This window comes from Streptococcus sobrinus DSM 20742 = ATCC 33478 (assembly GCF_000686605.1).
Classification (GTDB): Bacteria; Bacillota; Bacilli; order Lactobacillales; family Streptococcaceae; genus Streptococcus; species Streptococcus sobrinus.
Map to the genome: position 1 here is coordinate 1 of NZ_JMLC01000027.1, position 21,369 is coordinate 21,369.

21 protein-coding genes and 2 pseudogenes are annotated in these 21,369 nt (G+C 43.1%); 5 read left to right on the forward strand and 18 right to left on the reverse strand.

Features of this window, described 5'->3' with window-relative positions; genetic code table 11:
- Positions 1-668: 668 nt before the first annotated feature.
- The 12 genes and pseudogenes from BS63_RS0108500 to glmU form a co-directional block, all read right to left on the reverse strand.
- Entirely contained in the window at positions 669-1,526 is an 858-nt protein-coding gene (locus BS63_RS0108500) for a DivIVA domain-containing protein (protein ID WP_002961209.1), read from the reverse strand.
- 154 nt (positions 1,527-1,680) lie between these two features.
- Positions 1,681-1,845, reverse strand: a pseudogene (locus BS63_RS1000000111905) (DivIVA domain-containing protein); the annotation flags it as partial.
- A gap of 39 nt (positions 1,846-1,884) precedes the next feature.
- Positions 1,885-2,673 carry a YlmH family RNA-binding protein gene (locus tag BS63_RS0108505; protein WP_002961211.1) on the reverse strand — a complete coding sequence of 263 codons (789 nt, stop codon included), beginning with the start codon at positions 2,671-2,673 and terminating at the stop codon, positions 1,885-1,887.
- Positions 2,673-2,927: a YggT family protein gene (locus BS63_RS0108510; RefSeq protein WP_002961214.1), complete on the reverse strand. Its 255-nt coding sequence runs from the start codon at positions 2,925-2,927 to the stop codon at positions 2,673-2,675. The genes BS63_RS0108505 and BS63_RS0108510 overlap by 1 nt, the downstream gene beginning before the upstream one ends.
- A gap of 2 nt (positions 2,928-2,929) precedes the next feature.
- Complete coding sequence (locus BS63_RS0108515) at positions 2,930-3,535, reverse strand: cell division protein SepF (protein WP_002961216.1); 606 nt, start codon at positions 3,533-3,535, stop codon at positions 2,930-2,932.
- 9 nt (positions 3,536-3,544) lie between these two features.
- Positions 3,545-4,222, reverse strand: coding sequence for a YggS family pyridoxal phosphate-dependent enzyme (locus BS63_RS0108520; protein WP_019769669.1), 678 nt, complete (start codon positions 4,220-4,222; stop codon positions 3,545-3,547).
- A complete protein-coding gene (gene ftsZ / locus BS63_RS0108525; RefSeq protein WP_019771045.1) occupies positions 4,222-5,523 on the reverse strand; it encodes a cell division protein FtsZ in 1,302 nt (433 codons plus the stop codon). The genes BS63_RS0108520 and ftsZ overlap by 1 nt, the downstream gene beginning before the upstream one ends.
- A 19-nt stretch (positions 5,524-5,542) precedes the next feature.
- Complete coding sequence (gene ftsA / locus BS63_RS0108530) at positions 5,543-6,928, reverse strand: cell division protein FtsA (protein ID WP_019771046.1); 1,386 nt, start codon at positions 6,926-6,928, stop codon at positions 5,543-5,545.
- Positions 6,929-7,164: 236 nt separating this feature from the next.
- Complete coding sequence (locus tag BS63_RS0108535; protein WP_002959829.1) at positions 7,165-7,854, reverse strand: 5'-methylthioadenosine/adenosylhomocysteine nucleosidase; 690 nt, start codon at positions 7,852-7,854, stop codon at positions 7,165-7,167.
- 233 nt (positions 7,855-8,087) lie between these two features.
- Positions 8,088-8,381, reverse strand: a complete 294-nt coding sequence (gene macP / locus BS63_RS0108540; RefSeq protein ID WP_002959827.1) for a cell wall synthase accessory phosphoprotein MacP — start codon at positions 8,379-8,381, stop codon at positions 8,088-8,090.
- Between the two features lie 16 nt (positions 8,382-8,397).
- Positions 8,398-8,946, reverse strand: a complete 549-nt coding sequence (locus BS63_RS0108545; RefSeq protein ID WP_002959825.1) for an NUDIX domain-containing protein — start codon at positions 8,944-8,946, stop codon at positions 8,398-8,400.
- Between the two features lie 16 nt (positions 8,947-8,962).
- Complete coding sequence (glmU, locus tag BS63_RS0108550) at positions 8,963-10,348, reverse strand: bifunctional UDP-N-acetylglucosamine diphosphorylase/glucosamine-1-phosphate N-acetyltransferase GlmU (protein ID WP_002959824.1); 1,386 nt, start codon at positions 10,346-10,348, stop codon at positions 8,963-8,965.
- 296 nt (positions 10,349-10,644) lie between these two features.
- On the opposite strand from glmU, the gene BS63_RS0108555 reads away from it, so the two are divergent.
- Entirely contained in the window at positions 10,645-11,379 is a 735-nt protein-coding gene (locus BS63_RS0108555) for a polyphosphate polymerase domain-containing protein (protein WP_002959822.1), read from the forward strand.
- A complete protein-coding gene (locus BS63_RS0108560) occupies positions 11,372-12,052 on the forward strand; it encodes a DUF4956 domain-containing protein (protein ID WP_002959820.1) in 681 nt (226 codons plus the stop codon). Before BS63_RS0108555 ends, BS63_RS0108560 begins: the two co-directional genes overlap by 8 nt.
- 53 nt (positions 12,053-12,105) lie before the next feature.
- On the opposite strand, the gene BS63_RS0108565 is transcribed toward BS63_RS0108560, so the two are convergent.
- From BS63_RS0108565 to BS63_RS0108590, 6 genes and pseudogenes are all read right to left on the reverse strand, one after another.
- A complete protein-coding gene (locus tag BS63_RS0108565; RefSeq protein WP_002959818.1) occupies positions 12,106-13,071 on the reverse strand; it encodes a Gfo/Idh/MocA family protein in 966 nt (321 codons plus the stop codon).
- Between the two features lie 10 nt (positions 13,072-13,081).
- The gene (locus BS63_RS0108570) at positions 13,082-13,717 is read right to left on the reverse strand and encodes an SAP domain-containing protein (protein WP_002959816.1); all 636 of its coding nucleotides are present in this window, start codon (positions 13,715-13,717) and stop codon (positions 13,082-13,084) included.
- A gap of 120 nt (positions 13,718-13,837) precedes the next feature.
- A complete protein-coding gene (locus BS63_RS1000000112430) occupies positions 13,838-14,251 on the reverse strand; it encodes a hypothetical protein (protein WP_002959815.1) in 414 nt (137 codons plus the stop codon).
- A 143-nt stretch (positions 14,252-14,394) separates the two neighbouring features.
- Positions 14,395-16,404, reverse strand: a complete 2,010-nt coding sequence (gene metG / locus BS63_RS0108580; protein ID WP_002959813.1) for a methionine--tRNA ligase — start codon at positions 16,402-16,404, stop codon at positions 14,395-14,397.
- A 300-nt stretch (positions 16,405-16,704) separates the two neighbouring features.
- Positions 16,705-17,850 carry a hypothetical protein gene (locus tag BS63_RS0108585; RefSeq protein WP_002959811.1) on the reverse strand — a complete coding sequence of 382 codons (1,146 nt, stop codon included), beginning with the start codon at positions 17,848-17,850 and terminating at the stop codon, positions 16,705-16,707.
- 286 nt (positions 17,851-18,136) lie between these two features.
- Positions 18,137-19,180 (reverse strand): annotated as a pseudogene (locus BS63_RS0108590) (LLM class flavin-dependent oxidoreductase).
- 217 nt (positions 19,181-19,397) lie between these two features.
- Here BS63_RS0108590 and BS63_RS1000000112385 point away from each other — a divergent pair.
- The 3 genes from BS63_RS1000000112385 to BS63_RS0108610 are packed head-to-tail and all read left to right on the forward strand — an operon-like array spanning position 19,398 to position 21,247.
- Complete coding sequence (locus tag BS63_RS1000000112385) at positions 19,398-19,526, forward strand: SPJ_0845 family protein (protein WP_019769754.1); 129 nt, start codon at positions 19,398-19,400, stop codon at positions 19,524-19,526.
- Between the two features lie 5 nt (positions 19,527-19,531).
- Positions 19,532-20,434 (forward strand): permease, encoded by a 903-nt coding sequence (locus BS63_RS0108605; RefSeq protein ID WP_002959805.1) that lies wholly within the window; start codon positions 19,532-19,534, stop codon positions 20,432-20,434.
- Positions 20,435-21,247: a TIGR03943 family putative permease subunit gene (locus BS63_RS0108610; protein WP_002959803.1), complete on the forward strand. Its 813-nt coding sequence runs from the start codon at positions 20,435-20,437 to the stop codon at positions 21,245-21,247.
- Positions 21,248-21,369 lie beyond the last annotated feature (122 nt).

A 21,369-nucleotide genomic window follows, 5' to 3' on the forward strand; every position in this document is an offset into this window, starting at 1 on the left:
AACTCACGTAGTTTCATTACGACACGAGGTTAGGCTAGCCGATTTTACTGGCCTAACCGAGTTAATCAGGGGGCTAGTCAATTTCCGTAGAGATTGGCGTTAGATATTTGCTACTTTAGTAGCTGATATCTTTGCCCCGTGATAAATTTTGAGCCCTTCGCTCTCTAATTTTTAGGCTCAGGCAGATTTAGTCCACCGGACTAAATCTCTCTCAAAATTTCCGTTCTTAGCAACATCTATAGTTGTTGCTAAGAATACCACTTTGGCGAAAGTATCACTTTTAGAATGACTCCATTGGTTAATGATTTATTTTCATTTTCCAGATGTAGTCGTATTGAGATAGTAAATTGCTAATTTTGAATTTCAAAGAGTATAATGACAGATCTCTTGATTTTCGAAGAGTATAAGTTTTGTTCTAATGGTTCAAAAAAGAGCCCCCGTCCGCATAAGGACGAAAGCTCGTGGTACCACCTTAATTCAGAAGAACTGGAGTTCCCGATCCTTCTCTCTGATGACGATAAGGGGGTCACCCTTCTAGCCTAATAAAATTTCAGCTGGAATAATCGGAAATGATAAGCGCTTTCTAAGAGATTACAGGCCTTCCACCATCGCCTGCTCGCTGGAAATATTAGGAATCGCTCGTGTTTTCCACTGGACTAAGAACATTCTTAGTCTTGAATATTCAATTTAAAGGTTTGGGCTTCACCGCCAGCCAATTCAGTTGCTGACATTTCGGAAGTATCTTGAATAGTTGTTGAATTGGCTTGGTTAGCACTATCGGCTGCATCAATGGCTGCAGAAATTTCACCCAAATCAAGTTTTTGTGTTTCCTCAAGAATTCGGTTACTTTCTTCGACACGACGTTGCAATTCAGCCATTTCAGATTCGGTAAATTGACGAGTTGCATCATCAGTAGATTCTGATTCAACAACAGGCATTGTTCCAGCACTCGTAAGAGCCTGATTATCATCCAAAACCTTACCAACAACTTCCTTAAAGGCTTCATCTGAATTTTGCAGATAAACAGCTGTTGGTTGCAAGAGTTCATTCCACTCTTGCGAATTAATCATGTTCAGTTGACCTTCAATAGTACTCAAGAGACGTTGATGGAAAACCCGACTTTGACGCTTAAGGGCTTCTGTTTCAATGGCAACAGCTTTAGCTTCATCTGTTGAGTCACGCAGGATCTTGTTAGCGCGAGCCTTGGCCTCATCGATCAGTTGGTTAGCGTCGTAGTTAGCCTTGCTGAGCAAGTTGGTTGCTTGCGTATTGGCTGAGAATTTAACCTTTTCAGCGGTCTCTTGAGCCAAAATAACGGATTGACTCAAGGATTCTTTCATCTCATCGAAGTAAACCAGTTTTTCTTCAAGCGTCTTAATTTTTGCTTTCAAGTCCTTATTCTTGCGAGAAAGATCTTCGAAATCATCTACAAGATCATCAAGGAATGCATCAACTTCGCGTTCATTGTAGCCGCGGAATTTTGTGTGAAAAGTTTTGTCTTTAATATCGAGTGCTGTTAGTGCCATGTCACCCTCCTTATTTATTTTTTATCTTAACCCTTGCAGGTTGTAATCCTAAATCTAAACCAGTCTCACTCTTTTTCACCAAGTGGCTCAACCCCTTCTCCCAATTTAGGGCAAGCCCAATGGGAAAGTAAGTTTAACTAGTTGCGACCTTCTTCTAGAGAAGAAAGTCATCCTTTGTCTTCTCCAAAGCTCTGACGCTTGACCCATGCTTATGAATTTCTCGATCCCTCTCGTCTAATTCATATTCGATGATGTCTAAAAAGTTATCCACCTCGTCCTGGTTGTAACCACGAAGACTCGTAGGGAAAACTTTTTGGGCAGCATCGACAGCAAGCTGCCAAGGCCATCGCTAATCTCCTTATTTTTTTGCGTACTTTTTAATAGTCAGTTTGTGCTTGCGGTTCTTAGATAAGCCATTATAACGATAGATTTCAAAACGGCCGTAACCCCGAACACTTACCAAATCCCCCAATTCAAGCAATTCTGCCGGTCGGGTCAAAAAACCATAATTGAGTTTGACCTTTTCCCCTTCCACCAACTTACTGGCGACTGTCCTTGATAGCTTAAAGGCCGAAGCGATAATCTTATCAAGCCTCATACTTGACACTAAAATATCCGCTTCCTTAGCATCATCCTTGGCTGGTACTAAAATTTGGGACCAATCCTGCTGTGCGATTTTCACAGTAGCTCGACCGATTTTAGTAACCGTCCTAAAGTAGTCCGCCAGAGGAGCATTCACTAAAATTTGTGCCCGATTGCCAGCCAGAATTATATCTCCAAAAACTGAGCGCTCAAGACCCAACTTATTGATAAAACTTCCCATGATTTGGGAGTGAGTCAGATGGTTGAACTTAGGATTGTAGCTAATTTCCAAGAGAGCTATCTCAAAATCGTCAGGCTCCAGCTCATAATAATCTGGAGCCAAGATAATTTTTGCATACTCTGTTTTTAGGAAGTCGCTTGAGAGAAAATATCTCACTCCCATCTGCCCCAAGACACTTTCGGCAATCTTGACCTGCCTAGGATCTAGAAATTCTGTTACCTGGTAGGTGTAAGTATCTTGAACCCGCTTAGCCAAATCTACCACTTTATCGATAAATGTTCTTTCTTCCTTGCGGAAGTGTTGGTAAATATCCTTTTCGGCCATTAGTAGAATAAGATTGGCAAAAGCCTTGCTAGAAATTGAAGAATGACAATTGCCACAACTATCGTAAAATCTAAGCCGGCTATTTGCAGAGGCAAGCGTCTCAGAGGGCTAAGTAAAGGTTCGAAAAATTCTTCCAAAGCCCGACCCAACCAAGATTCTCTGGCTCCTGGGAACCATGATAAGAGTGCATAGACTACCAGTAGAACTGACAGTATCCTAACCAGATAGCTAAAGGCAACAATAATGAAAACCATGATTAGCGACGCTTCATATCATAATCAAATGAAACCTCTTGGTTAGCATTTGATAGATTCATTTCTTCCATATCAACCACAACATCCTTTGGTGTCAAGAGGTACATAGAAGAACCGACCTTTTGCAAACTTCCATATAGTACACGACTAGCCCCATCAATAAAGTCCAAGCAACGACGAGCTTGCGCTTCCAACATGTATTGGAAATCAATCAGGACACATTCGTGCTTGATAAGCAGGTCGACGATCTCTTGAGCATCCTCGTACTTACGCGGAAACTTAAGAGCGATGGTCGTTCCGGCTGAGCTAGTTGGGATTGAAACATCTGCTGGACGACTTGGTCTTACATTATTTTCTTGACTAGCACGATTTTGGCCAACCACTTGTGGACGTTGCTGAGGAGCTTGTGGCCTTTGTGGCCGATTTTGTTCTTGTGTCATTTCTTGTTTTTGTCTTTGTGGACGTTGAGTCTGTGATGATTGTTGGGGTTGTCGCACAGGTCTTGGGCCTTGGACTTGTGGCTCAGATGCCTGGGTTTCTTCTACTTCATTTGCATCATCCGTATCAAAGTAGGAAACGATTTTCTCAAATCTGTCTTTTAAAGCCATGATTCTCTCCTATTCCTTAAAGAATGATGTTCCGATTCGAACAAAGGTCGAGCCATTTGAGATGGCAATTGGAAAGTCCCTGCTCATCCCCATGCTTAAATCATCGAAAGGCATATTCTTTATGTTTCTCTCTTTGAGACGCTGTCTCAATTCATTTGTTTGTTTAAAAATTTCGTCCAATTCACGGTCATCAGCAGTAATGGGTGCCATGGTCATCAAGCCGACTATTTCAAGTTTGTCCAAAGAAGCCAGCTCTTCCAGAGCACTATCAACTTGCTCTGGACTAAAACCATGCTTACTTTCCTCACCGGAAACATTCACTTGAAGAAAGCATTTGATGGTGTGATCAGCTCGCTTTTGAATTTCAGCAGCAAGCTTGACAGAATCTAAGGCATGGAAATAATCAACATAATTGATAACATCCTTGACCTTACGTCTCTGAAGGGTGCCAATCAAATGCCAAGTTAAATCCTTGTCTTTAAGAGTCTGATACTTATCTAGGAATTTGTCCACTCGATTTTCACCGATGTCTTTAACACCTAAATTCACCAATTGCTCGGCCACATGGCTGTCGACATACTTAGTGACAGCCACAATTGAAATATCGGATGCTGGACGGCCGGCCTTGGCAGCAGCTTGCGCCACTTGCTCATAGACGAAACTTTTATTCTTCTTTAAATCCATCATTACCGATTTTTGAAGAATGGTGGTGTTTCCAGTTCGTCGTCACCAGTATCGGCGTCAGACGCTGAGAAAGAAGAAACATCTAATTGACTATCCAGTTGATTTTCTGTTGGACGGCTAATGTTGTCACGACGAAGATCCCAATCTCCAAAGGCAGAGCTTTGTTGAACTGGCTGTGATTGACGTGGGGTTGCCTGTGGCATTTCACGATGTTCAGCCATATCAAATTCAAAATTATTTGGACGACGTTCGAAACTACCACTGTTAGGAGCTGCTTGTTCTTTAGCAGGACCAGCTTGTTTGAAGGTTCTTGGCTGTGAAGATACCCCTGAAACCCGCTCAAATTTTTCCGGACGGACACCGGTAGCGACAACAGTCACACGGATTTCGTCTTTCATGCTTTCATCGATAGCTGTACCCAACCAAATGTTAACGCCTTGACCAGCTGCTTGACTGACAATTTCTGAAGCTTCTTCGGCTTCGGTCAGAGTCATATCAAGCCCACCAGTAACGTTGACGATGACATCTTCGGCACCATCAATAGTTGTCTCCAAAAGTGGTGAGTAGATTGCCTTACGAGCAGCTTCGATAATGCGTTCTTCACCAGAACCGATACCAATACCCATCAGGGCGTTACCCTTGTTGGCCATAACGGTCTTAACATCGGCAAAGTCGAGGTTAATCAGACCAGGACTGGTAATCAAGTCGGTAATCCCTTGAACCCCTTGGCGAAGGACATTATCAGCTTCGCTGAGAGCTTCCAGAAGCGGAGTCTTCTTGTCAACAATTTCCAGAAGGTTATTGTTAGAGATAATCAAGAGAGTATCCACTTGTTCGCGAAGTTCATTGATTCCTTCGACAGCAAAGGTCCCCCGTTTATTTCCTTCAAATCCAAATGGACGAGTGACAACCGCTACTGTAAGGGCACCGAGTCCCTTAGCAATGCGAGCGATAACTGGGGCAGCCCCTGTCCCAGAACCACCGCCCATACCAGCGGTAATGAAGACCATGTCAGCTCCTTGAAGAGCCTCATTCAAAGTTTCTTCACTTTCTTCGGCAGCCTTACGACCAACTTCTGGTTGACCTCCGGCACCAAGTCCGCGAGTCAATTTAGGACCGAGTTGGATAACTGTCTCAGCTTTTGATGAACTCAAGGCTTGGATATCAGTATTTGCAGCGATAAACTCTACCCCTGCAACGCCTTCTTCAATCATGCGGTTGATGGCGTTACCTCCGCCACCACCGACACCGATAACTTTAATGACTGCACCTTGAACAGATGCAGCATCGAATGAAAATGCCATTTTGTTTCCTCACTTCAAATTAATCAAACATACTTCCAAAAATACCACGGACACGATCAGTCATTTTGGTCTTTGGCTTGCTTTCCTGCTGGTTAGCACCATCCTGAACCGGTTCTGGAACAGAGAAGTTATTAGCAGGTGTCTGTGGCTGTTGTGGTGCCACTTGTGGCGCAGCCGGTTGAGCTGGCTGGGGAGCAACCTGAGGGGTTACAGGCACAACAGGTTTCCGGCGAAGCATTTCTTCACCGAGAACAGCACCTTGGGCAATGATATCAACCTCACTCATAATACCGACGTACTCAACGAGACTGATAACATTAGCGAACATTGGGTTGCGGATACCAACTTGGTTTGGAATATAAAGTTTGACTTGAGTGCCAAAAATTTCTTGAGCCAGTTCCACAACGCCTGGAAGCATGGCTGCTCCACCGACCAGGACAATTCCACCTGGCAGGTCAAGCAGGCGACCACGTTCCAAATCTTGTTTAACGCGGTCAAAAATATGACGAACCCGAGCTGTGATAATTTCAGACAGGTAACGTTCAGAAATGTCTACAGGCTCATCACTGCCGACGCATTCGACTTGAGCTGTTTCCTTATCGCTGGCTTCAGCTAGATTAGCAGTCCCAAAGTTAAACTTGAGGGCTTCAGCGGTTTGGATTGAAGTTTGCAAGACCTTGGAAATATCCTTAGTGACAAATTCGCCACCTTCTGGGTAGATGTTAGTATATTGCAATTCCTGCGCTCGCATCGAGGCAACAGTTGTTTGGCCACCACCCATATCAATAACAGTGGCACCAAATTCCCGTTCGCCTTCATTGAGAACAGACTTAGCCAAGGAAAGCGGCGTAATAATAATGGTCTCAACTTGAATACCTGCTCGCTCAACAGTCGTCCGAAGGTTGTGCAGAATCGTACTTGGACCTGTGTAAATCAAACCACGCATTTCCAAGCGAACCCCCATCATACCGCGTGGATCGCGAATACCTTGGAAACCATCAACGATGAATTCCTCAGGCACTAGGGAAATCACTTCTCTCTCTGGTGTAATGCTTTTGGTAAGGGCTGACTGAACGACGCGCTCAATGTCTTCATCCTTGATTTCTTTTGATTCTGTGATAACAGGAATCATGCCTTGAGTCGGTTCAATTTGCAAAAGGTTTGCTGGTAAGCCGACATTGACTTTATCAATGCTGATACCCGCTTTTTCTTCTGCTTGGTCAACACCGTCCTTGATGGCATTGGCGGCTGCCTCGATATCAACAATAATTCCGTCTTTTACACCTGAACTAGGTACATTGCTCACACCGATGACGTTCATCTGTCCATCAACCCATTCGGCAACCAATACTTTAATCGAGCTTGTTCCTATATCCAAACCTGTAAAAAAGCCATTTCTAGCCATTCACTCGACCTCTCTTACTTTTCGATCTATTTCTTATCTAATGACCCTCCCGCTTTCGGGCAGAGTTATTCAGAAGGTATTATACCACAAAAAAACGGAAAATGTGCTTATTTTCAATTTTTTGTCATATATTCTTAATGCATTTAGTAGGCCAATACTACAATAAAAAAGCGAGACGAAAGTTTGTTTTCAGGAATTATCCAATCCCTGTTTTCAAACTTGTCATCGCTTTTTAATTATAATGTTTCCAAAAAGTCAATTAAAACTTGAGCTGACTGCCGGCCAGCCTGGATAATAAATTCATCAAAAGTGACATTGGCATCGTGAGCTGCGGTATCGCTCATAGCCCTGATGACAATGAAAGGAAGACCAGCTGCATGAGCTGCTTGAGCAATGGCTGCCCCTTCCATTTCAACGGCTAGGGTCTCTGGAAAATGAGCCTTAATACAGTCAATCTTATCCTGACCAGCAATAAAGCTATCGCTGGTAGTAATTAAGCCCACCTTACTTGGACGATGTTCCTTGTTAAAAACCTCCTTGAAGACCTCAAGAAAATGAGAATCGCTCTTGAAATAGAGAGGATGCATGGACATTTGACCATAGTCATAGCCAAAGGCTGTCAAATCTACGTCGTGGTAGGCCAGACGGTCTGCTAGGACGACATCACCAATATTAAGTTCCGGAGCCACTGCACCAGCCGAACCTGTGTTGATAACCGCTTGAATACCGAAGTGATCTGCCAGAACGGCAACGGACATGGCTGACATGACCTTTCCCACACCCGATTGGACCAGAACCAAGTCATGCTGTCCCAGTCGTCCTGAATAATAGGTCTTGCCTAGAACCACTTCTTCTTTTTTGTCAGTTAGCTGCTCTACCAAGAGACTCAGTTCCTGCTCCATGGCAGCAATAATTCCAATTTTCATGATACTTCCCTTTTGATTTCAGTCTTCCAAAAAAATTAGGGCAAGTGTGGGACAGACAGTCATGAGGAGTTCCTCCTCACCCACAAAAATGCCTAAACTTGGAAGATTAGGTATAAAAGTCCTAGCCTCGTTATTTTTTCAACATCAGACACATTGACGTGGTAGAAGACTTGAGGCCCTTGCCTACTTCTGCTTATTCTTCTTGGAAAAGCATTTTTTCTAAACCTTTTATCTTATAGTTTAAAGATGGCATAAATTAAGATAGCCAAAAGAATCAGGACAACAATCAAAATCTTATTTAATTTGGACTGAAAGGCCCCTCGCTTGGCATTCTCAATCCGACGACTCTTGTAGGTGTATTGGGAGTCCTCCTCCCAATCGTCATCCTCATAGCTGTCATAATCCTGGTAGTCATTGTCCAAATCGGTATAAATTTGGGTTTCCTGACCATCCAAATAGTCGCCTTCCAATTCTTCACCTCGGTTAGCTCTAGCAATCATATCATCAGTTAATAGTGGTTTTCCCATAAGTGACTCCTCCTATTTAATGATTCTTCTCAGTTAAGGCATAGTACTGTAAGGCAATGATGGTCTTAGCATCTCGGATTTTACCGGACTTGACCAAGTCCATACATTCCTCATAGGTTAGTTCAAGAAGTTCCAGAAATTCGTCCTCATCCTGCGGTCGGGGATCAGGAACCTTTTGCAAATCCTTGGCTAGATAGAGTTTGATATGCTCATTACTAAAACCGACGGACGAATAAAATTCATAGAGGAGGTCTAATTCACCCGCATAACCTGTTTCCTCCTCCAACTCTCTAGCTGCGGCTTCCTTTTCATGGCCAGCTTCCCCCAACTCTAGCTTACCAGCTGGAATTTCGTAGGAAAGGTCTTCAATTGCCTTGCGGTATTGTTTTACCAAAATGATTTTATTATCTGGAGTAAGGGCAAGGACAGCTACTGCACCATGATGGAAGACCAGCTCCCGATAAGAAGTCTGACCATTGGGCAATTGCACCTTATCCTTGGCCACAGTCATAATTTGACCTTCAAAGATAGTTTGGCGTTCTAGCGTTTTTTCTTCAAATTCCATAAAAATCTTCTTTCTCTTAGTCGTCCTTTTGCGAAGGATGGTGAGGCAGGCGAGTGGCATAACCTTCTTTATTAATTTGACGGCCGCGGGCAATGGCAATCCCGTCAGCTGGAACATCCTTAGAGATGACAGAACCAGCTGCTGATAGGGCATTGTCGCCAATTTCAATCGGCGAAATCAGGGTTGAATTGCTACCAATGAAGACATGATTGCCAATCTTGCTGGTATATTTATGCTTACCATCATAGTTGGCAATAATGGTGCCTGCACCAAAATTGACCTCTTGACCAACCTGGGCATTGCCAATATAGGTCAGATGTCCCGCCTTGGTATTTTTATCCAGAGTTGATGACTTGACCTCAACGAAGTTACCAACATGGACTCCTTCTTTTAAGGTAGAGTCCGGACGCAGGTGAGCATAAGGACCAACCGTCACGCCAGCTTCGACTACAGAATTTTCAAGCATGGAATTGGTGATAACAGCATTTTGACTAATAGATGAGTCAAGGATATAGCTACCATTGGTTAGATAGGCCCCGCTGGCAATCTTGGTCTGACCCTTGAGGGTGACATTAGCTTCAATGGTTACATCTGGTTCAATGGTCACATCCACGTCAATATAAGTACTGTCTGGATTTTGGAAACTTACGCCATTGACCATATGCCGATTGTTGATGCGGCGACGCATAATGCTTTCTGCCTTTGCCAAGGCTAAGCGGTCATTGACACCCAGGCTTTCATCGAAATCTCTCAGGGTAAAGGCCCCAACTTTTTCACCCGCTTGACGGAAAACAGAAATCACATCGGTCAGATAGTATTCCCCCTGAGCGTTATTGGTATTGATGCTTTTGAGGGCTTGGAAGAGGCGCTTGTTATCAAAGACATAGGTCCCAGTATTGATTTCCTTGACCTCTTGTTCAAACTTGGTTGCATCTTTTTGTTCAACAATCTTGGTCACTTCAGCATTTTGATTGCGAATAATTCGACCGTAGCCAAAGGGATTTTCAGCTGTTGCCGTCAGGATGGTCGCAACATTTTTGTGGTTGATATGAAAATCAATCAATTCCTGTAAACTTTGGCCCGTAATCAAGGGGGTATCCCCAGCGATAACCAGGGTTTGCCCTTCCAGTCCAGCTAGTTGCTCCTCAGCCATCATGACAGCGTGGCCCGTTCCCAGCTGCTCTGTTTGCAGGACAAACTCCGATTGGTCAGCTAGGATTTCTCTGACCAATTCTGCCTTGTGGCCAATAACCGTCACATTTTTAGCGGGTTGGATTGCAGAAACACTGCGGAAAACATGTTCCAGCATGGTAATACCAGAAACCTTGTGAAGCACCTTGGGCAGGTCAGACTTCATCCGAGTCCCTTTACCTGCTGCCAGAATAATCGCATAATTTGCCATAGTTTTTTCCTTTCAAGGTCGACCAAACAAGGGTCAAGCGCTTTCGTTAATCTCAGTTTTTTCCCTATTAGAATACCATATTTTGGTCAGTTTTCCCAGTTGAGGTATAGGACATAAGATAAGCCTAGATTGAAAATCTAAATTTATCAGATTTTTAGCGTTTTTATGACAATCAATTATCAAAAAAAGACAAATCCCTAAATTGCTCATTATTAAGGCCTTATTTAAGAAAAAGGCTTTAAAATCTTCCCTCATGCTAAGCAACTTAAAATAATTTGGAAGAAAGGAAAAAAACTATGACTGAAAAGATGATTCAAAAAAACTTCAAGCGAACCGAGTTAAAGTATGTCATTGACCATGATACCTATCAAAAATTGAGCGAGGCCTTCAAAGATCACCTAGTGGCAGATGAGTTTGCACAATCAACCATCACCAATATCTACTTTGACACCTCTGATTTCCAGATGATTCAAAACGCTATTGCTAAAAAAGGAGGCAGGGAAAAGGTCAGAATGCGAACCTACCAAGCCAACCCCGACCTCTCAAGTCAAGCTTTCCTCGAAATTAAGAAGAAAATTAACGATATTGGCTATAAATTCAGAACTACGGCTAAAGCTAGTGAGATTCTTGAAGCTGTTGAGACCACTAAAACCGTTGAACACTTTGGCGACCCCAAGCTGGCTGACGAACTCAATCGGCTCCATCAAATTTACAAGCAACTGCGGCCCATGATGTACATCTATTACGATCGGCGTTCCTTCAAAGGGAAAGAAAATCCCAATTTACGGATTACTCTTGATCAGAATCTCATCTATCGACCTACTAATGTCAACTATCAGGCTGGAAAAACAGGCTACCCACTTTTAGAGCCAGACCATTACATTATGGAGATAAAACTGGTCGGCGAAGCTCCTAGCTGGCTGACAGCTATCCTCGATGAATTCGGTATTGAGGAAGACTCCTTCTCCAAGTATGCTCAATCTTATCTGGCTAGCCAGCAAATAAAAACAGGAGGCGGCGGACATGTCTGAGTTATTTCAATCTGTTTTCCCCAAAAACCCCAATCACTTGACTTTAATGATTGTTGTTGTGACTTTGGGAGTTAGCCTAATCCTAGGACTATTTTCCTCCTTGGCCTACCAATACAGGACCATCTACACTAAGCAGTTTGTTGTCAGTCTAGCTGTTTTGCCAACCTTGATTGCTATTATTATTTTCTTGGTCAATGGGCGTCTAGGTGCCAGTGTAGCAGTTGCAGGAACCTTCAGTCTGATCCGATTTCGGTCAGCTCAGGGAGGCTCAAAGGAACTAATCGCTATTTTTACTGCTACAGCCATTGGTATTGCCGTAGGAATGGGCTATTTAACCTTTGCTACCTGTTTCACCCTGCTTCTCTCTCTTATCAGTATCGGTTTTGAATGGTCAAAATTTGGTCAACACACTAGAACCCGTCGACAACTGGTCATAAAGACTCCTACTTTTTCAGACTATGATGAGCAAATCATCCCTATTCTCAATCGCTATTGTAGCCAAGTTGATTTGCAAACAATTTCTAATAATAAGAAGGGACAGATTAACTTAACTTATCAAATTGATCTTGCAACCGTGGAGCAGGAACGAAAATTGGTTGAAGAAATTATGGCCCTACAAACACCCATCGAGGTCAAAATCTCACACGCACCAAGCAAACCCAAGGTACTCTAAAAGGCCCGCCAATTGGCAGGCCTTTTTATTTGCAAACAGATAAAATCCCAGAGCTAAGGTAATGAAGCGATCGCCTGATCTAGAACTGACATGACAGCTTGGCTGTGATCCAAAGCCTGCCGACTGCTGACAAAATCTTTTTCAGCAATAATCCTTTCAAAGGCAACAAATTCATCATACATCCGATGATGAAGATTGGTCTGACTGATATCTACGGACTCTTGACCATTGAGAGTCAGTTGAATTTTCGGCAGACTATTAGTTGGTCCCAGAATAGTCAGCGACCCTTTGTCGCCTTGGATGGTGGAACGGATTTCAGCAGAACAATCCTTAGCTCCAATACTGATCGCTTTGAAACTACCATAATCTAAGGCTAGAATGCCCGAGGTATCAACCCCTCTTTCAACATTGGCTAAATAAGCCACCTTATTTGGTTGGCCGAAGAGACCGACCAAGAGATGGATGTTGTAGATATTAAGGTCACGCAGGGCACCGCCACCCATAGCAGGGTTGAAGGCAGGGGCAATCTTGCCTTTTTTAAAGGCATCATAACGCGATGAATACTGGGAATAGTTGACAGTAACAATTTTAGGCTGGCCAATTTTAGCCAGATTTTCCTTTAAAGCTTGGAAATTTGCTAAATATTGATTGGTGATAGCTTCCAGTAGAATAAGCTCCCGCTTGTCAGCCTCCTGACGTAAGTTGGCCAGTTCCTCAGCTTCCATAGTAAAAGGCTTTTCACAAATGACATGTTTGCCAGCTTCAAGGGCTTTTTTAGCGTAGTCATAGTGAGTGTGATTGGGTGTACCAATATAGACCGTATCAACAGCATCGTTGGCTAAGATCTCTGAAAAATCACTGGTGGCCTGTTTCAAGCCATAGTCCTTAGCTAGGGCTTGGGCCTTATCTAAGGAACGAGGCGTTGACATAATGGCCACCAAATCAATACCATTAATAGTTTGCAAAACGGGCAGGACTTCTTTAACAATCATTCCAGTCCCTAAAAGTGCTAAGTGCATAAGTTTCTCCTTACTTTAAATACCTACTAAGCTCATCCTGGTTATCAGCTAAGAGCTGACTGGTATAAACTTTTTCATCTTGAGAATTTTTAACCTTTTGCCAAAGCAGGGCTGCAACCTTCATGGGCTCACTATAATCTTGCGACAGGGGGTCCTGACGAAAATCTTTGACGAAACGGTTCCACTGGTAGGATTTTTCTTCTGGAGTCTCCTGTGAAACTAGGTCGGGATTCTCTAGTACTGCGATCAGATCAGCAACAGTAGCTTCCTTATCTTCTAGTCGCTCAACTTCTCTCAACTTGATAGCCATGGCCTTTTTGAAGGTGAATTTTTCTTGACCATAGTAGCTGGCAAAGAATTGACGAGCCTCCTTATCCAACTTAAAACCGCTATCCAAGAGTTTGGTTTCAGGGCTAATCTGATCAGCCTTCAAGCCCTCTGCAGGCTTGGTTCGTCTCAGTCGCTTTATCAGATTAGCCGGCTTCCCTTGTAAAAATTGCTGGATGTAGGCAGTCAACTCAGCCTTGGTCCCATAGCTGGGCAAACTGTAGTTGCGACAAATGCTTTCCAATTCTGTCTTATACCAGTAGTAGGACAGAAATTCCTCAGAACTCAAGTTTGGATTAAAGTCTGGTCTTTGGGTCATAGGGTATCACCTCCAATTACTAGCTTTATTATAGCAAAAAGGGAGCCAAACAGATTACTTTGATGCCAGTGCAGTCAGCATAATCTGTTTGGTTCTCTTGCCTTTTTCTTGATTAAAGTCTTACACAATGCCGAGTTTATCCTTATATTTCTTGGCATATTTTTCGTAGTCTGGTTTTTCTGATTTGCTCAGAAAGAGAGCAATCCTTCCCTTCAAGGGCTTATCCCCATCTGTCTTGATTAAGGCAGCAGTTTTTTTATCCTTTTCTAGAAAAGCAACTGTATAGTCATCTCCGTCAATCTTAACCAAAAGATACCTCACACTGTTTTCAAATCCTTTACCAGTCACCTTATAGCCTTGCTTATCGCCATCCATGGTAAAAGATTTATCAGAAAAATTGATGGTCGCATTTTGCCCTGTTGCATCCTGAACATACCACTTGCCTTGTAAATCCGCCTTTTTAAGGCCGCAAGCTGCTAAGACTAGCAAGGCCAATCCCAGACTAATCACTAATAATAATGTGCGCTTTTTCATAATAAACTCCCTTCAAGTGAACATTCGAATTAACATCTCTATTATAACATGCCTTAAAGAAAAGTTAAAACTATTTTTTACTTCATCGCTTCATCAGACAAAAAACTCTAAGCAAAATGATAATTTGATTAGAGTCTTCTATCTTAACCAATGATAGAGCCGTTTGGTACGGATTTATCAACTGTCAGAAGGGTTAAGTTACCTTCAGATTCAGCCGAAAGAATCATGCCTTGGCTGACATATTTTTTCATCATCTTGCGAGGCTTGAGATTGGCAACGATTTGCAATTTCTTACCAATAAGCTCTTGTTCATTCGGGTAGAACTTAGCAATACCAGAGAGAATCTGACGGTCCTCGCCGTCTCCAGCATCCAGGCGGAAACGCAGCAATTTATCTGAACCTTCGACCCTTTCAACCTCCTTGACCTCAGCTACACGGATTTCTACCTTGTCGAAATCATCGAATTTGATTTGGTTCTTGCTGGATTTGAGCTCAACCTCGTCAGGATTCCATTCCTTGGTAGCCTGTGGTTGATTAGAGGTCATCTGTTCTTTAATGTAGGCAATCTCTTGGTCCATGTCTAAACGAGGGAAGATTGGAGTTCCCTTAGCAACAACCGTCAAGCCTGCTGGCAGACTTGCTAGGCTGAGATTTTCTAAATCAAACTGATCTCCCATGCCCAATTGTTCCATGATGGCATTAGAGGTTGTCATCATGAAGGGTTGAATCAGGTGGGCAACGACCCGTAGGCTGGATGCTAGATGAGCCATGACTGCTGCCAATTGTTCACGGTCAGCATCATCTTTTGCCAATACCCAAGGGGCCGTTTCATCGATGTACTTGTTGGTGCGGGCAATAATGTTCCAGACTGCTTCTAAAGCTTTAGGGAAATCAACCGCAGCCATTTGTTTATGATAAGCTGCCAGATTATCAGCGACGACACTTGCAAGGTCAGCATCGAATTCCGTCACGTTCTCTTGGTAGGTTGGGACCTGACCATAGAAGTATTTGTTAATCATGGCGACAGTCCGATTGAGGAGGTTGCCTAGGTCATTGGCCAATTCATAGTTAATCCGACCAACATAGTCTTCTGGCGTGAAAGTACCATCCGAACCGACTGGGAGTGAGCGCATCAGGTAGTAGCGAAGCGGATCCAGACCGAAGCGTTCCACCAGCATTTCTGGATAAACGACATTACCCTTGGACTTGGACATCTTACCATCCTGCATGACAAACCAACCGTGGGCAACTAGGCGGGTTGGTAGAGGCAAATCAAGTGCCATCAGCATAATTGGCCAGTAGATAGAGTGGAAACGCAGGATGTCCTTACCAATCATATGGATAACTTCATGGTCTGCATCGTTATGCCAAAACTTATCAAAATTAGTATGGTCAGCCTGACCATAGCCTAGGGCCGTAATATAGTTCATCAAAGCATCAATCCAAACATAGATAACATGTTTTGGATTCGATGGCACCTTAATTCCCCAGGTATAAGTTGTACGAGAAACGGCCAAGTCTTCTAGCCCAGGTTCGATAAAGTTCTTGAGCATTTCATTCATCCGACCATCTGGTTGGATGAATTCTGGATGCTCTTTATAGTAGGCAATTAATCGGTCTGCATACTTACTCATGCGGAAGAAATAGGATTCTTCTGAAACCTTTTCAACCTCGTGGCCCGATGGAGCAATCCCGCCAATCATCTTACCTTCTTCATCGCGGTAGACTTCTGTCAGCTGACTTTCGGTAAAGAATTCTTCATCAGAAACGGAATACCAACCGGTATATTCACCCAGGTAAATATCACCTTGAGCTAAGAGCTGCTCAAAGATTTGTGCGACAGTCTTTTCATGGAAGGCATCGGTTGTGCGGATAAACTGGTCATAGGAAATATCCAGTAATTGCCAGAGTTCCTTAACGTCTTTGGCCATACCATCAACATATTCTTGAGGGGTGATACCGGCCTCTTCAGCCTTTTGTTGAATTTTTTGGCCATGTTCATCAAGACCGGTCAAATAGCGAACATCATAACCCATCATCCGTTTGTAGCGGGCCAAAACATCACAGGCAATGGTCGTGTAAGCTGAACCAATATGTAACTTACCAGATGGGTAATAAATTGGGGTGGTCACGTAAAATGTTTTATTAGGCATTCTTCTCGTCTTCCTTTACATCAACTAGTTAATTGATGCTCCCTTCTTTTTTGAAGGGCTGGCACCAATCCTTTTATTTGCTTTTTTGACATCCCCAATCGAAATACGGCTGGGGTGGTAAATAGCTGAAACCCGCAGTTTCACAACAACTAATTATACCATAAAATTAGGGATGAAAAAAGACGAGAAAATCCTCGTCTTCTGGTTCTTCTCATCCTAAAAATGTCTGATGAATTCAAGCTTTCATAGTGAACTGACTAAACTTAAACGAGAACATCTCCTACCCTAGTTTATACATTATCAGTTAATATGATAGTTTTTTTCAAATTTGGCCTTTTGTTTTTTGAAATCTGACCTGAGGCTTTCCGCCTTGGCATCAGATAAGTGGTGGTAGACAGCCTCAGAAATCTTCCGACCTGACTTATCTTGCGTGACGATTGTCAGCTTATCACCATCTACACTGTAAGAGCGGCTATAGTTATAGCCTTCTGCAATACTTGCGATGTACTTCTTTGTTTCTTGAGCATTTAGATATGAATAGTAACCCTTAAGCTCTGATTTAATCAGTTTGGTAACCTTATCCTTGTACTCTCGATTTGAAACTCTAAAGTCAATCGTTTTATCCCATTGATTGACTTGGTAGATGTCATTTAAATAACTTCCAAGTGGAAGATAGGGTTGATTTCTGGCTTCTGTTGAGAATGAGTACGAATCTTCTTCAAACCGCTTCTGCTTACTAACAATGACAAAGTCTTGATAATGGAACTTCTTATCCTTATATTGGTTAAGGACATTCACCCATTTATCCTCATCCTGGTCGTAATAATGCCACTCAGTTAATTGCCAAGTTCCTTCTATATTTCCATCATTATTACGCCAAAAGGCATAGCCGCCTGCTCCTGCGAAAGCCAAAAAGAGGAGGGCCACCAAAGCAAAGAGAACTCTTGGCCACTTGGACTTCTTCTTTTGCGTGGTCTGACTTGTAGATTGACTGCCCCCAGCCATAACTTCTGGTCTCGACTGACTTGGGATCGCTTGAGTCTGATTAGAATTTTCAACAACCTGTCTATCCTGAGGTGCTTGATGAACACCGCCAAAACTGGCTCGCTGAACAGCCTTGCCTGCCTGGCTAGTTGATTGAGCCCGAGTCTGACTGGCCTGTTCAGAAGGACTTTCACTTGCAACCGCATTCGGTTTCGGACGTTCCAAATCAGATGGCTGAGGTGGTGTCAGCTTCCTGCCAAATTTATCTCGTTCGGGTGCCGGACGTGAAAAGACCGGCCTCTCCTTATCTGCCTCAGCCTGATTGTTAACTTCCGGCCTGACAGATTTTTCCCGAGAAGGACTAGGGATAACTCCCGCTTTAGCAGCTGCCACCAACTCATCGGCCGTTGGCTTTCGGCCATTAACCGATTCAAACAACTCTATCCATTCTTGTTGATTCATGTTTATAATCCTTATTTCCTTTAATCAATTTCATTATATCTTAGTGATCTTTTTCATTATATCATAGATAGGCAAAAGCTTCGTGAAAATCTTAAGATATTCTAATAAATTTTCCCTTTTCACCCTCCTCTTCCATCTAACCTAGGGTTAAAGGCAGAACTGGAGGAATCAGTAGTCTTCTGGCTACGAAAAAGAAAATCCTCCCTGTTTTTCAGCTTCACAGGAAGGATTAGATGGTTGTAGAAAGGAAATGAACGCTATAAATACTTTCTCTCCGTGGTCCAAGTCATCTCTCGGCAAAATGGGTGCGAATAATGGGTGCGACTTCATCTCCAAAAAGACGGATGGTTCTGTGGGTATCTTCATGAGGCATAGAGCCAACTGGAATATGTAGCATGAAACGCTCCAACTGCAGAGTCTCAATAATTTTAATCATTTTCTTAGCAACTTCTTCTGGATTGCCAACAAACATGGCACCATCAGGACCGACAGCCTCCAGATATTGGGACTTGGTCATTTCCTGCCAATGCGGGCGGTCCTTTGCAATATTGTCCACTGTCTGCTTAGTAGCATAAAAGTAGTTCTCAATAGCTGACTGACTATCCTCCTCAATCCAGCCCCAAGAGTGGGCCGCCACTTTAAGATTTTTAGGATTATGGCCATACCGGCTGCCGATTTCTTTATAAACCTGAACGAGTTGGCTAAAGGCTTTGGGATTCCCGCCAATGGTCGCATAGACAATGGGCAAACCTAGCTGGGCAACCTTAACTGTCGAGTCAAGGTTCCCACCTGTCGCCACCCAGATTGGCAGCTCTTTTTGGACCGAGCGAGGATAGACCGAACGATTATCTACCGTCTGAGTGAATTTTCCTGACCAAGTCAGTTTGGGATGTTTTCTAACTTTTAACAACATGGCCAACTTTTCATCAAAGAGTTGGTCATAGTCCTTCAAATCATAACCAAAAAGGGGAAAGGATTCCGTAAAGGAACCTCGTCTTGCCATAATCTCAGCCCGACCATTAGATAGGGCATCAAGGCTTGCATACTGCTCGTAAACTCTGATTGGGGCGAGTGAGGACAAAATGCTGACTGCACTGGTCAAGCGGATATGTTTAGTATTAAGGGCGGCGGCTGCTAGAACCATTTCGGGGGCTGAGACTGCGAAATCCTCCCGATGGTGCTCGCCAATTCCAAAAATATCCAAGCCGACCTAGTCAACTAGCTCAATTTCCTCGACTAGGTTACGAATGCGTTGGGCATGTGAAAGAGTTTGGACGGTTTTCTCAATTGGAGTTGTTTCTCCAAAACTGGTAATTCCTAATTCTATCATTTATTTTCCTCCATCAAATTTGATAAGGAGCATATTATCACTAGTTAGTGCTATACTCGAGCAGTTTAACTCACAATAAATTTCTCCTGACTCTTATTGCTTCTCCATAAGACTGGTGACATGCCAATTTGACAAAAGTTCAGAGACTTACTCCAAAACTGACCCTAGACCTTATTTATAGTATAATAGAAATGAAATCCAATGATTGGAGATTATTATGGCTATTCAATATAAGAAAAACGATGAACTTGAAAAGATGCTAGAAGGATTCGCCAGTTTTCCTGATTTCGACGGGGGCGATGATCCTAAACCTAAGAAAGATAAAAAAGAAGCTGAGAAGAAATAAGTGCCATGGCTATTTTTCAGAACTTGCCAAGCAGTGTCCTCCAATGGATGGCCATCTTTTTGTCAATCATCATTGAGGCACTGCCTTTTGTCCTTCTGGGCTCGATTGTATCAGGCTTCATTGAGGTTTACTTGACCCCAGAAAGGGTCCATAAATACCTGCCCAAACAGAAATTTTTACGAATTTTATTTGGGAGTCTGGTCGGTTTTATCTTTCCATCCTGTGAATGTGGGATTGTCCCCATCATCACCCGCTTTTTGGAAAAGAAGGTCCCCAGCTACACGGCAGTCCCTTTTTTGACAACGGCTCCCATCATCAATCCCATTGTCCTCTTTGCCACCTATTCGGCCTTTGGGAACTCCTTTTATCTGATGACGCTGCGCCTAATTGGAGCCCTCCTTGTTGCCATCTGCTTGGGAATTTTACTGGGCTTTTTTGTCAATGACAATATTCTCAAAGACAATTATGTCGTCCACGAGCAGGAGGATTTCAGTCAGCTTTCTTGGGGAAAGAAGCTCTTTCACGCTCTAGCTCACGCTATTGATGAGTTTTTCGATACGGGACGCTATCTGATTTTTGGAAGTCTAGTGGCTTCCGCTATGCAGATTTATATTCCTACACATATTTTGCGGACTCTGGGCAAAACGCCCCTTTTAGCTATCTTGGTGCTCATGTTAATGGCCTTCATTCTCTCACTTTGTAGTGAAGCTGATGCCTTTATTGGAGCCAGCCTTTTATCGACCTTTGGTGTTGGTCCTGTGATGGCCTTTCTCTTGATTGGCCCTATGGTTGATATTAAGAATTTAATGATGATGCTTAAGTCCTTTAAACTCCGATTTATTGGACAGTTTATTGGAGTGGCTAGTTCGGTCATCATCGTCTACTGTCTGTTTGTGGGGGTACTATAAATGATTCGATTTCTAATTTTAGCTGGCTATTTTGAGCTGACTATGTACCTACAACTATCAGGTAAGCTCAACCAATACATCAACATTCATTATTCTTACCTAGCCTATATTTCTATGGTGCTCTCTTTTATCTTGGCTATCATCCAGCTGATAATCTGGATGAAGAAGATGAAAATGCACAGTCATCTCAGGGGAATCTGGGCCAAACTGTCCAGTCCTTTGATTCTTGTGCTCCCTGTCATGGTTGGCCTACTGGTTCCAACCGTGGCCCTAAATTCAACAACGGTTTCTGCCAAGGGCTATAGCTTTCCTTTGGCTGCTGGTTCGTCAGGGGGGACTAGTGCTGACGGAACCACCGTTCAGTATCTCAAACCTGACACTTCTGCCTACTTCACTTCTTCTGCTTACAAGGCAGAAATGCAAAAGGAAATCAAGCCCTATTTGCGTAAGGATAAAATTGAGATTACCATGGAGAATTATATGGAGGTCATGGAACTCATTTACCTTTATCCAGACCGCTTTGTTGGTAAGACCATCACCTACACGGGTTTTGTTTACAATGACACCAATCAGAAAGACCATCAATTTCTCTTTCGCTTTGGAATTATTCACTGTATTGCAGACTCTGGTGTTTATGGTCTTTCTACAAGAGGCAATAAGCAGCATTATGAAAACAATACCTGGATTCAGGCCACTGGCACCATCCACATTGAATATAACCAGGCCCTTAAACAAAGCCTGCCCGTCTTAGAGATGTCAAAATGTCAACAGGTTACTAAGCCTGACAATCCTTATGTCTATCGCGTCTTCTAAGAGAATTAGTATGACTCTCCAATTTCTAGTATGCAGCTACTAGCTCCTGACATTTCAAGATAAAAAAATATCATTCTAGGACTTTTTACTAGTCAATTTCTAGTATTGAGATATACTGGAGG

Excerpts from the sequence above, each read along its gene's own strand:
- BS63_RS0108585 (WP_002959811.1), bottom strand. The coding sequence starts at position 17,850 with ATGAATCAACAAGAATGGATAGAGTTGTTTGAATCGGTTAATGGCCGA.
- BS63_RS0108535 (WP_002959829.1), bottom strand. The coding sequence starts at position 7,854 with ATGAAAATTGGAATTATTGCTGCCATGGAGCAGGAACTGAGTCTCTTG.
- ftsA (WP_019771046.1), bottom strand. The coding sequence starts at position 6,928 with ATGGCTAGAAATGGCTTTTTTACAGGTTTGGATATAGGAACAAGCTCG.
- BS63_RS0108555 (WP_002959822.1), top strand. The coding sequence starts at position 10,645 with ATGACTGAAAAGATGATTCAAAAAAACTTCAAGCGAACCGAGTTAAAG.
- ftsZ (WP_019771045.1), bottom strand. The coding sequence starts at position 5,523 with ATGGCATTTTCATTCGATGCTGCATCTGTTCAAGGTGCAGTCATTAAA.
- BS63_RS0108570 (WP_002959816.1), bottom strand. The coding sequence starts at position 13,717 with ATGACCCAAAGACCAGACTTTAATCCAAACTTGAGTTCTGAGGAATTT.
- metG (WP_002959813.1), bottom strand. The coding sequence starts at position 16,404 with ATGCCTAATAAAACATTTTACGTGACCACCCCAATTTATTACCCATCT.
- BS63_RS1000000112430 (WP_002959815.1), bottom strand. The coding sequence starts at position 14,251 with ATGAAAAAGCGCACATTATTATTAGTGATTAGTCTGGGATTGGCCTTG.
- BS63_RS0108560 (WP_002959820.1), top strand. The coding sequence starts at position 11,372 with ATGTCTGAGTTATTTCAATCTGTTTTCCCCAAAAACCCCAATCACTTG.
- BS63_RS0108545 (WP_002959825.1), bottom strand. The coding sequence starts at position 8,946 with ATGGAATTTGAAGAAAAAACGCTAGAACGCCAAACTATCTTTGAAGGT.
- BS63_RS0108520 (WP_019769669.1), bottom strand. The coding sequence starts at position 4,222 with ATGATGGATTTAAAGAAGAATAAAAGTTTCGTCTATGAGCAAGTGGCG.
- BS63_RS0108510 (WP_002961214.1), bottom strand. The coding sequence starts at position 2,927 with ATGGTTTTCATTATTGTTGCCTTTAGCTATCTGGTTAGGATACTGTCA.
- BS63_RS1000000112385 (WP_019769754.1), top strand. The coding sequence starts at position 19,398 with ATGGCTATTCAATATAAGAAAAACGATGAACTTGAAAAGATGCTAGAA.
- BS63_RS0108505 (WP_002961211.1), bottom strand. The coding sequence starts at position 2,673 with ATGGCCGAAAAGGATATTTACCAACACTTCCGCAAGGAAGAAAGAACA.
- BS63_RS0108610 (WP_002959803.1), top strand. The coding sequence starts at position 20,435 with ATGATTCGATTTCTAATTTTAGCTGGCTATTTTGAGCTGACTATGTAC.
- BS63_RS0108500 (WP_002961209.1), bottom strand. The coding sequence starts at position 1,526 with ATGGCACTAACAGCACTCGATATTAAAGACAAAACTTTTCACACAAAA.
- BS63_RS0108565 (WP_002959818.1), bottom strand. The coding sequence starts at position 13,071 with ATGCACTTAGCACTTTTAGGGACTGGAATGATTGTTAAAGAAGTCCTG.
- BS63_RS0108515 (WP_002961216.1), bottom strand. The coding sequence starts at position 3,535 with ATGGCTTTAAAAGACAGATTTGAGAAAATCGTTTCCTACTTTGATACG.
- glmU (WP_002959824.1), bottom strand. The coding sequence starts at position 10,348 with ATGGCAAATTATGCGATTATTCTGGCAGCAGGTAAAGGGACTCGGATG.
- macP (WP_002959827.1), bottom strand. The coding sequence starts at position 8,381 with ATGGGAAAACCACTATTAACTGATGATATGATTGCTAGAGCTAACCGA.
- BS63_RS0108605 (WP_002959805.1), top strand. The coding sequence starts at position 19,532 with ATGGCTATTTTTCAGAACTTGCCAAGCAGTGTCCTCCAATGGATGGCC.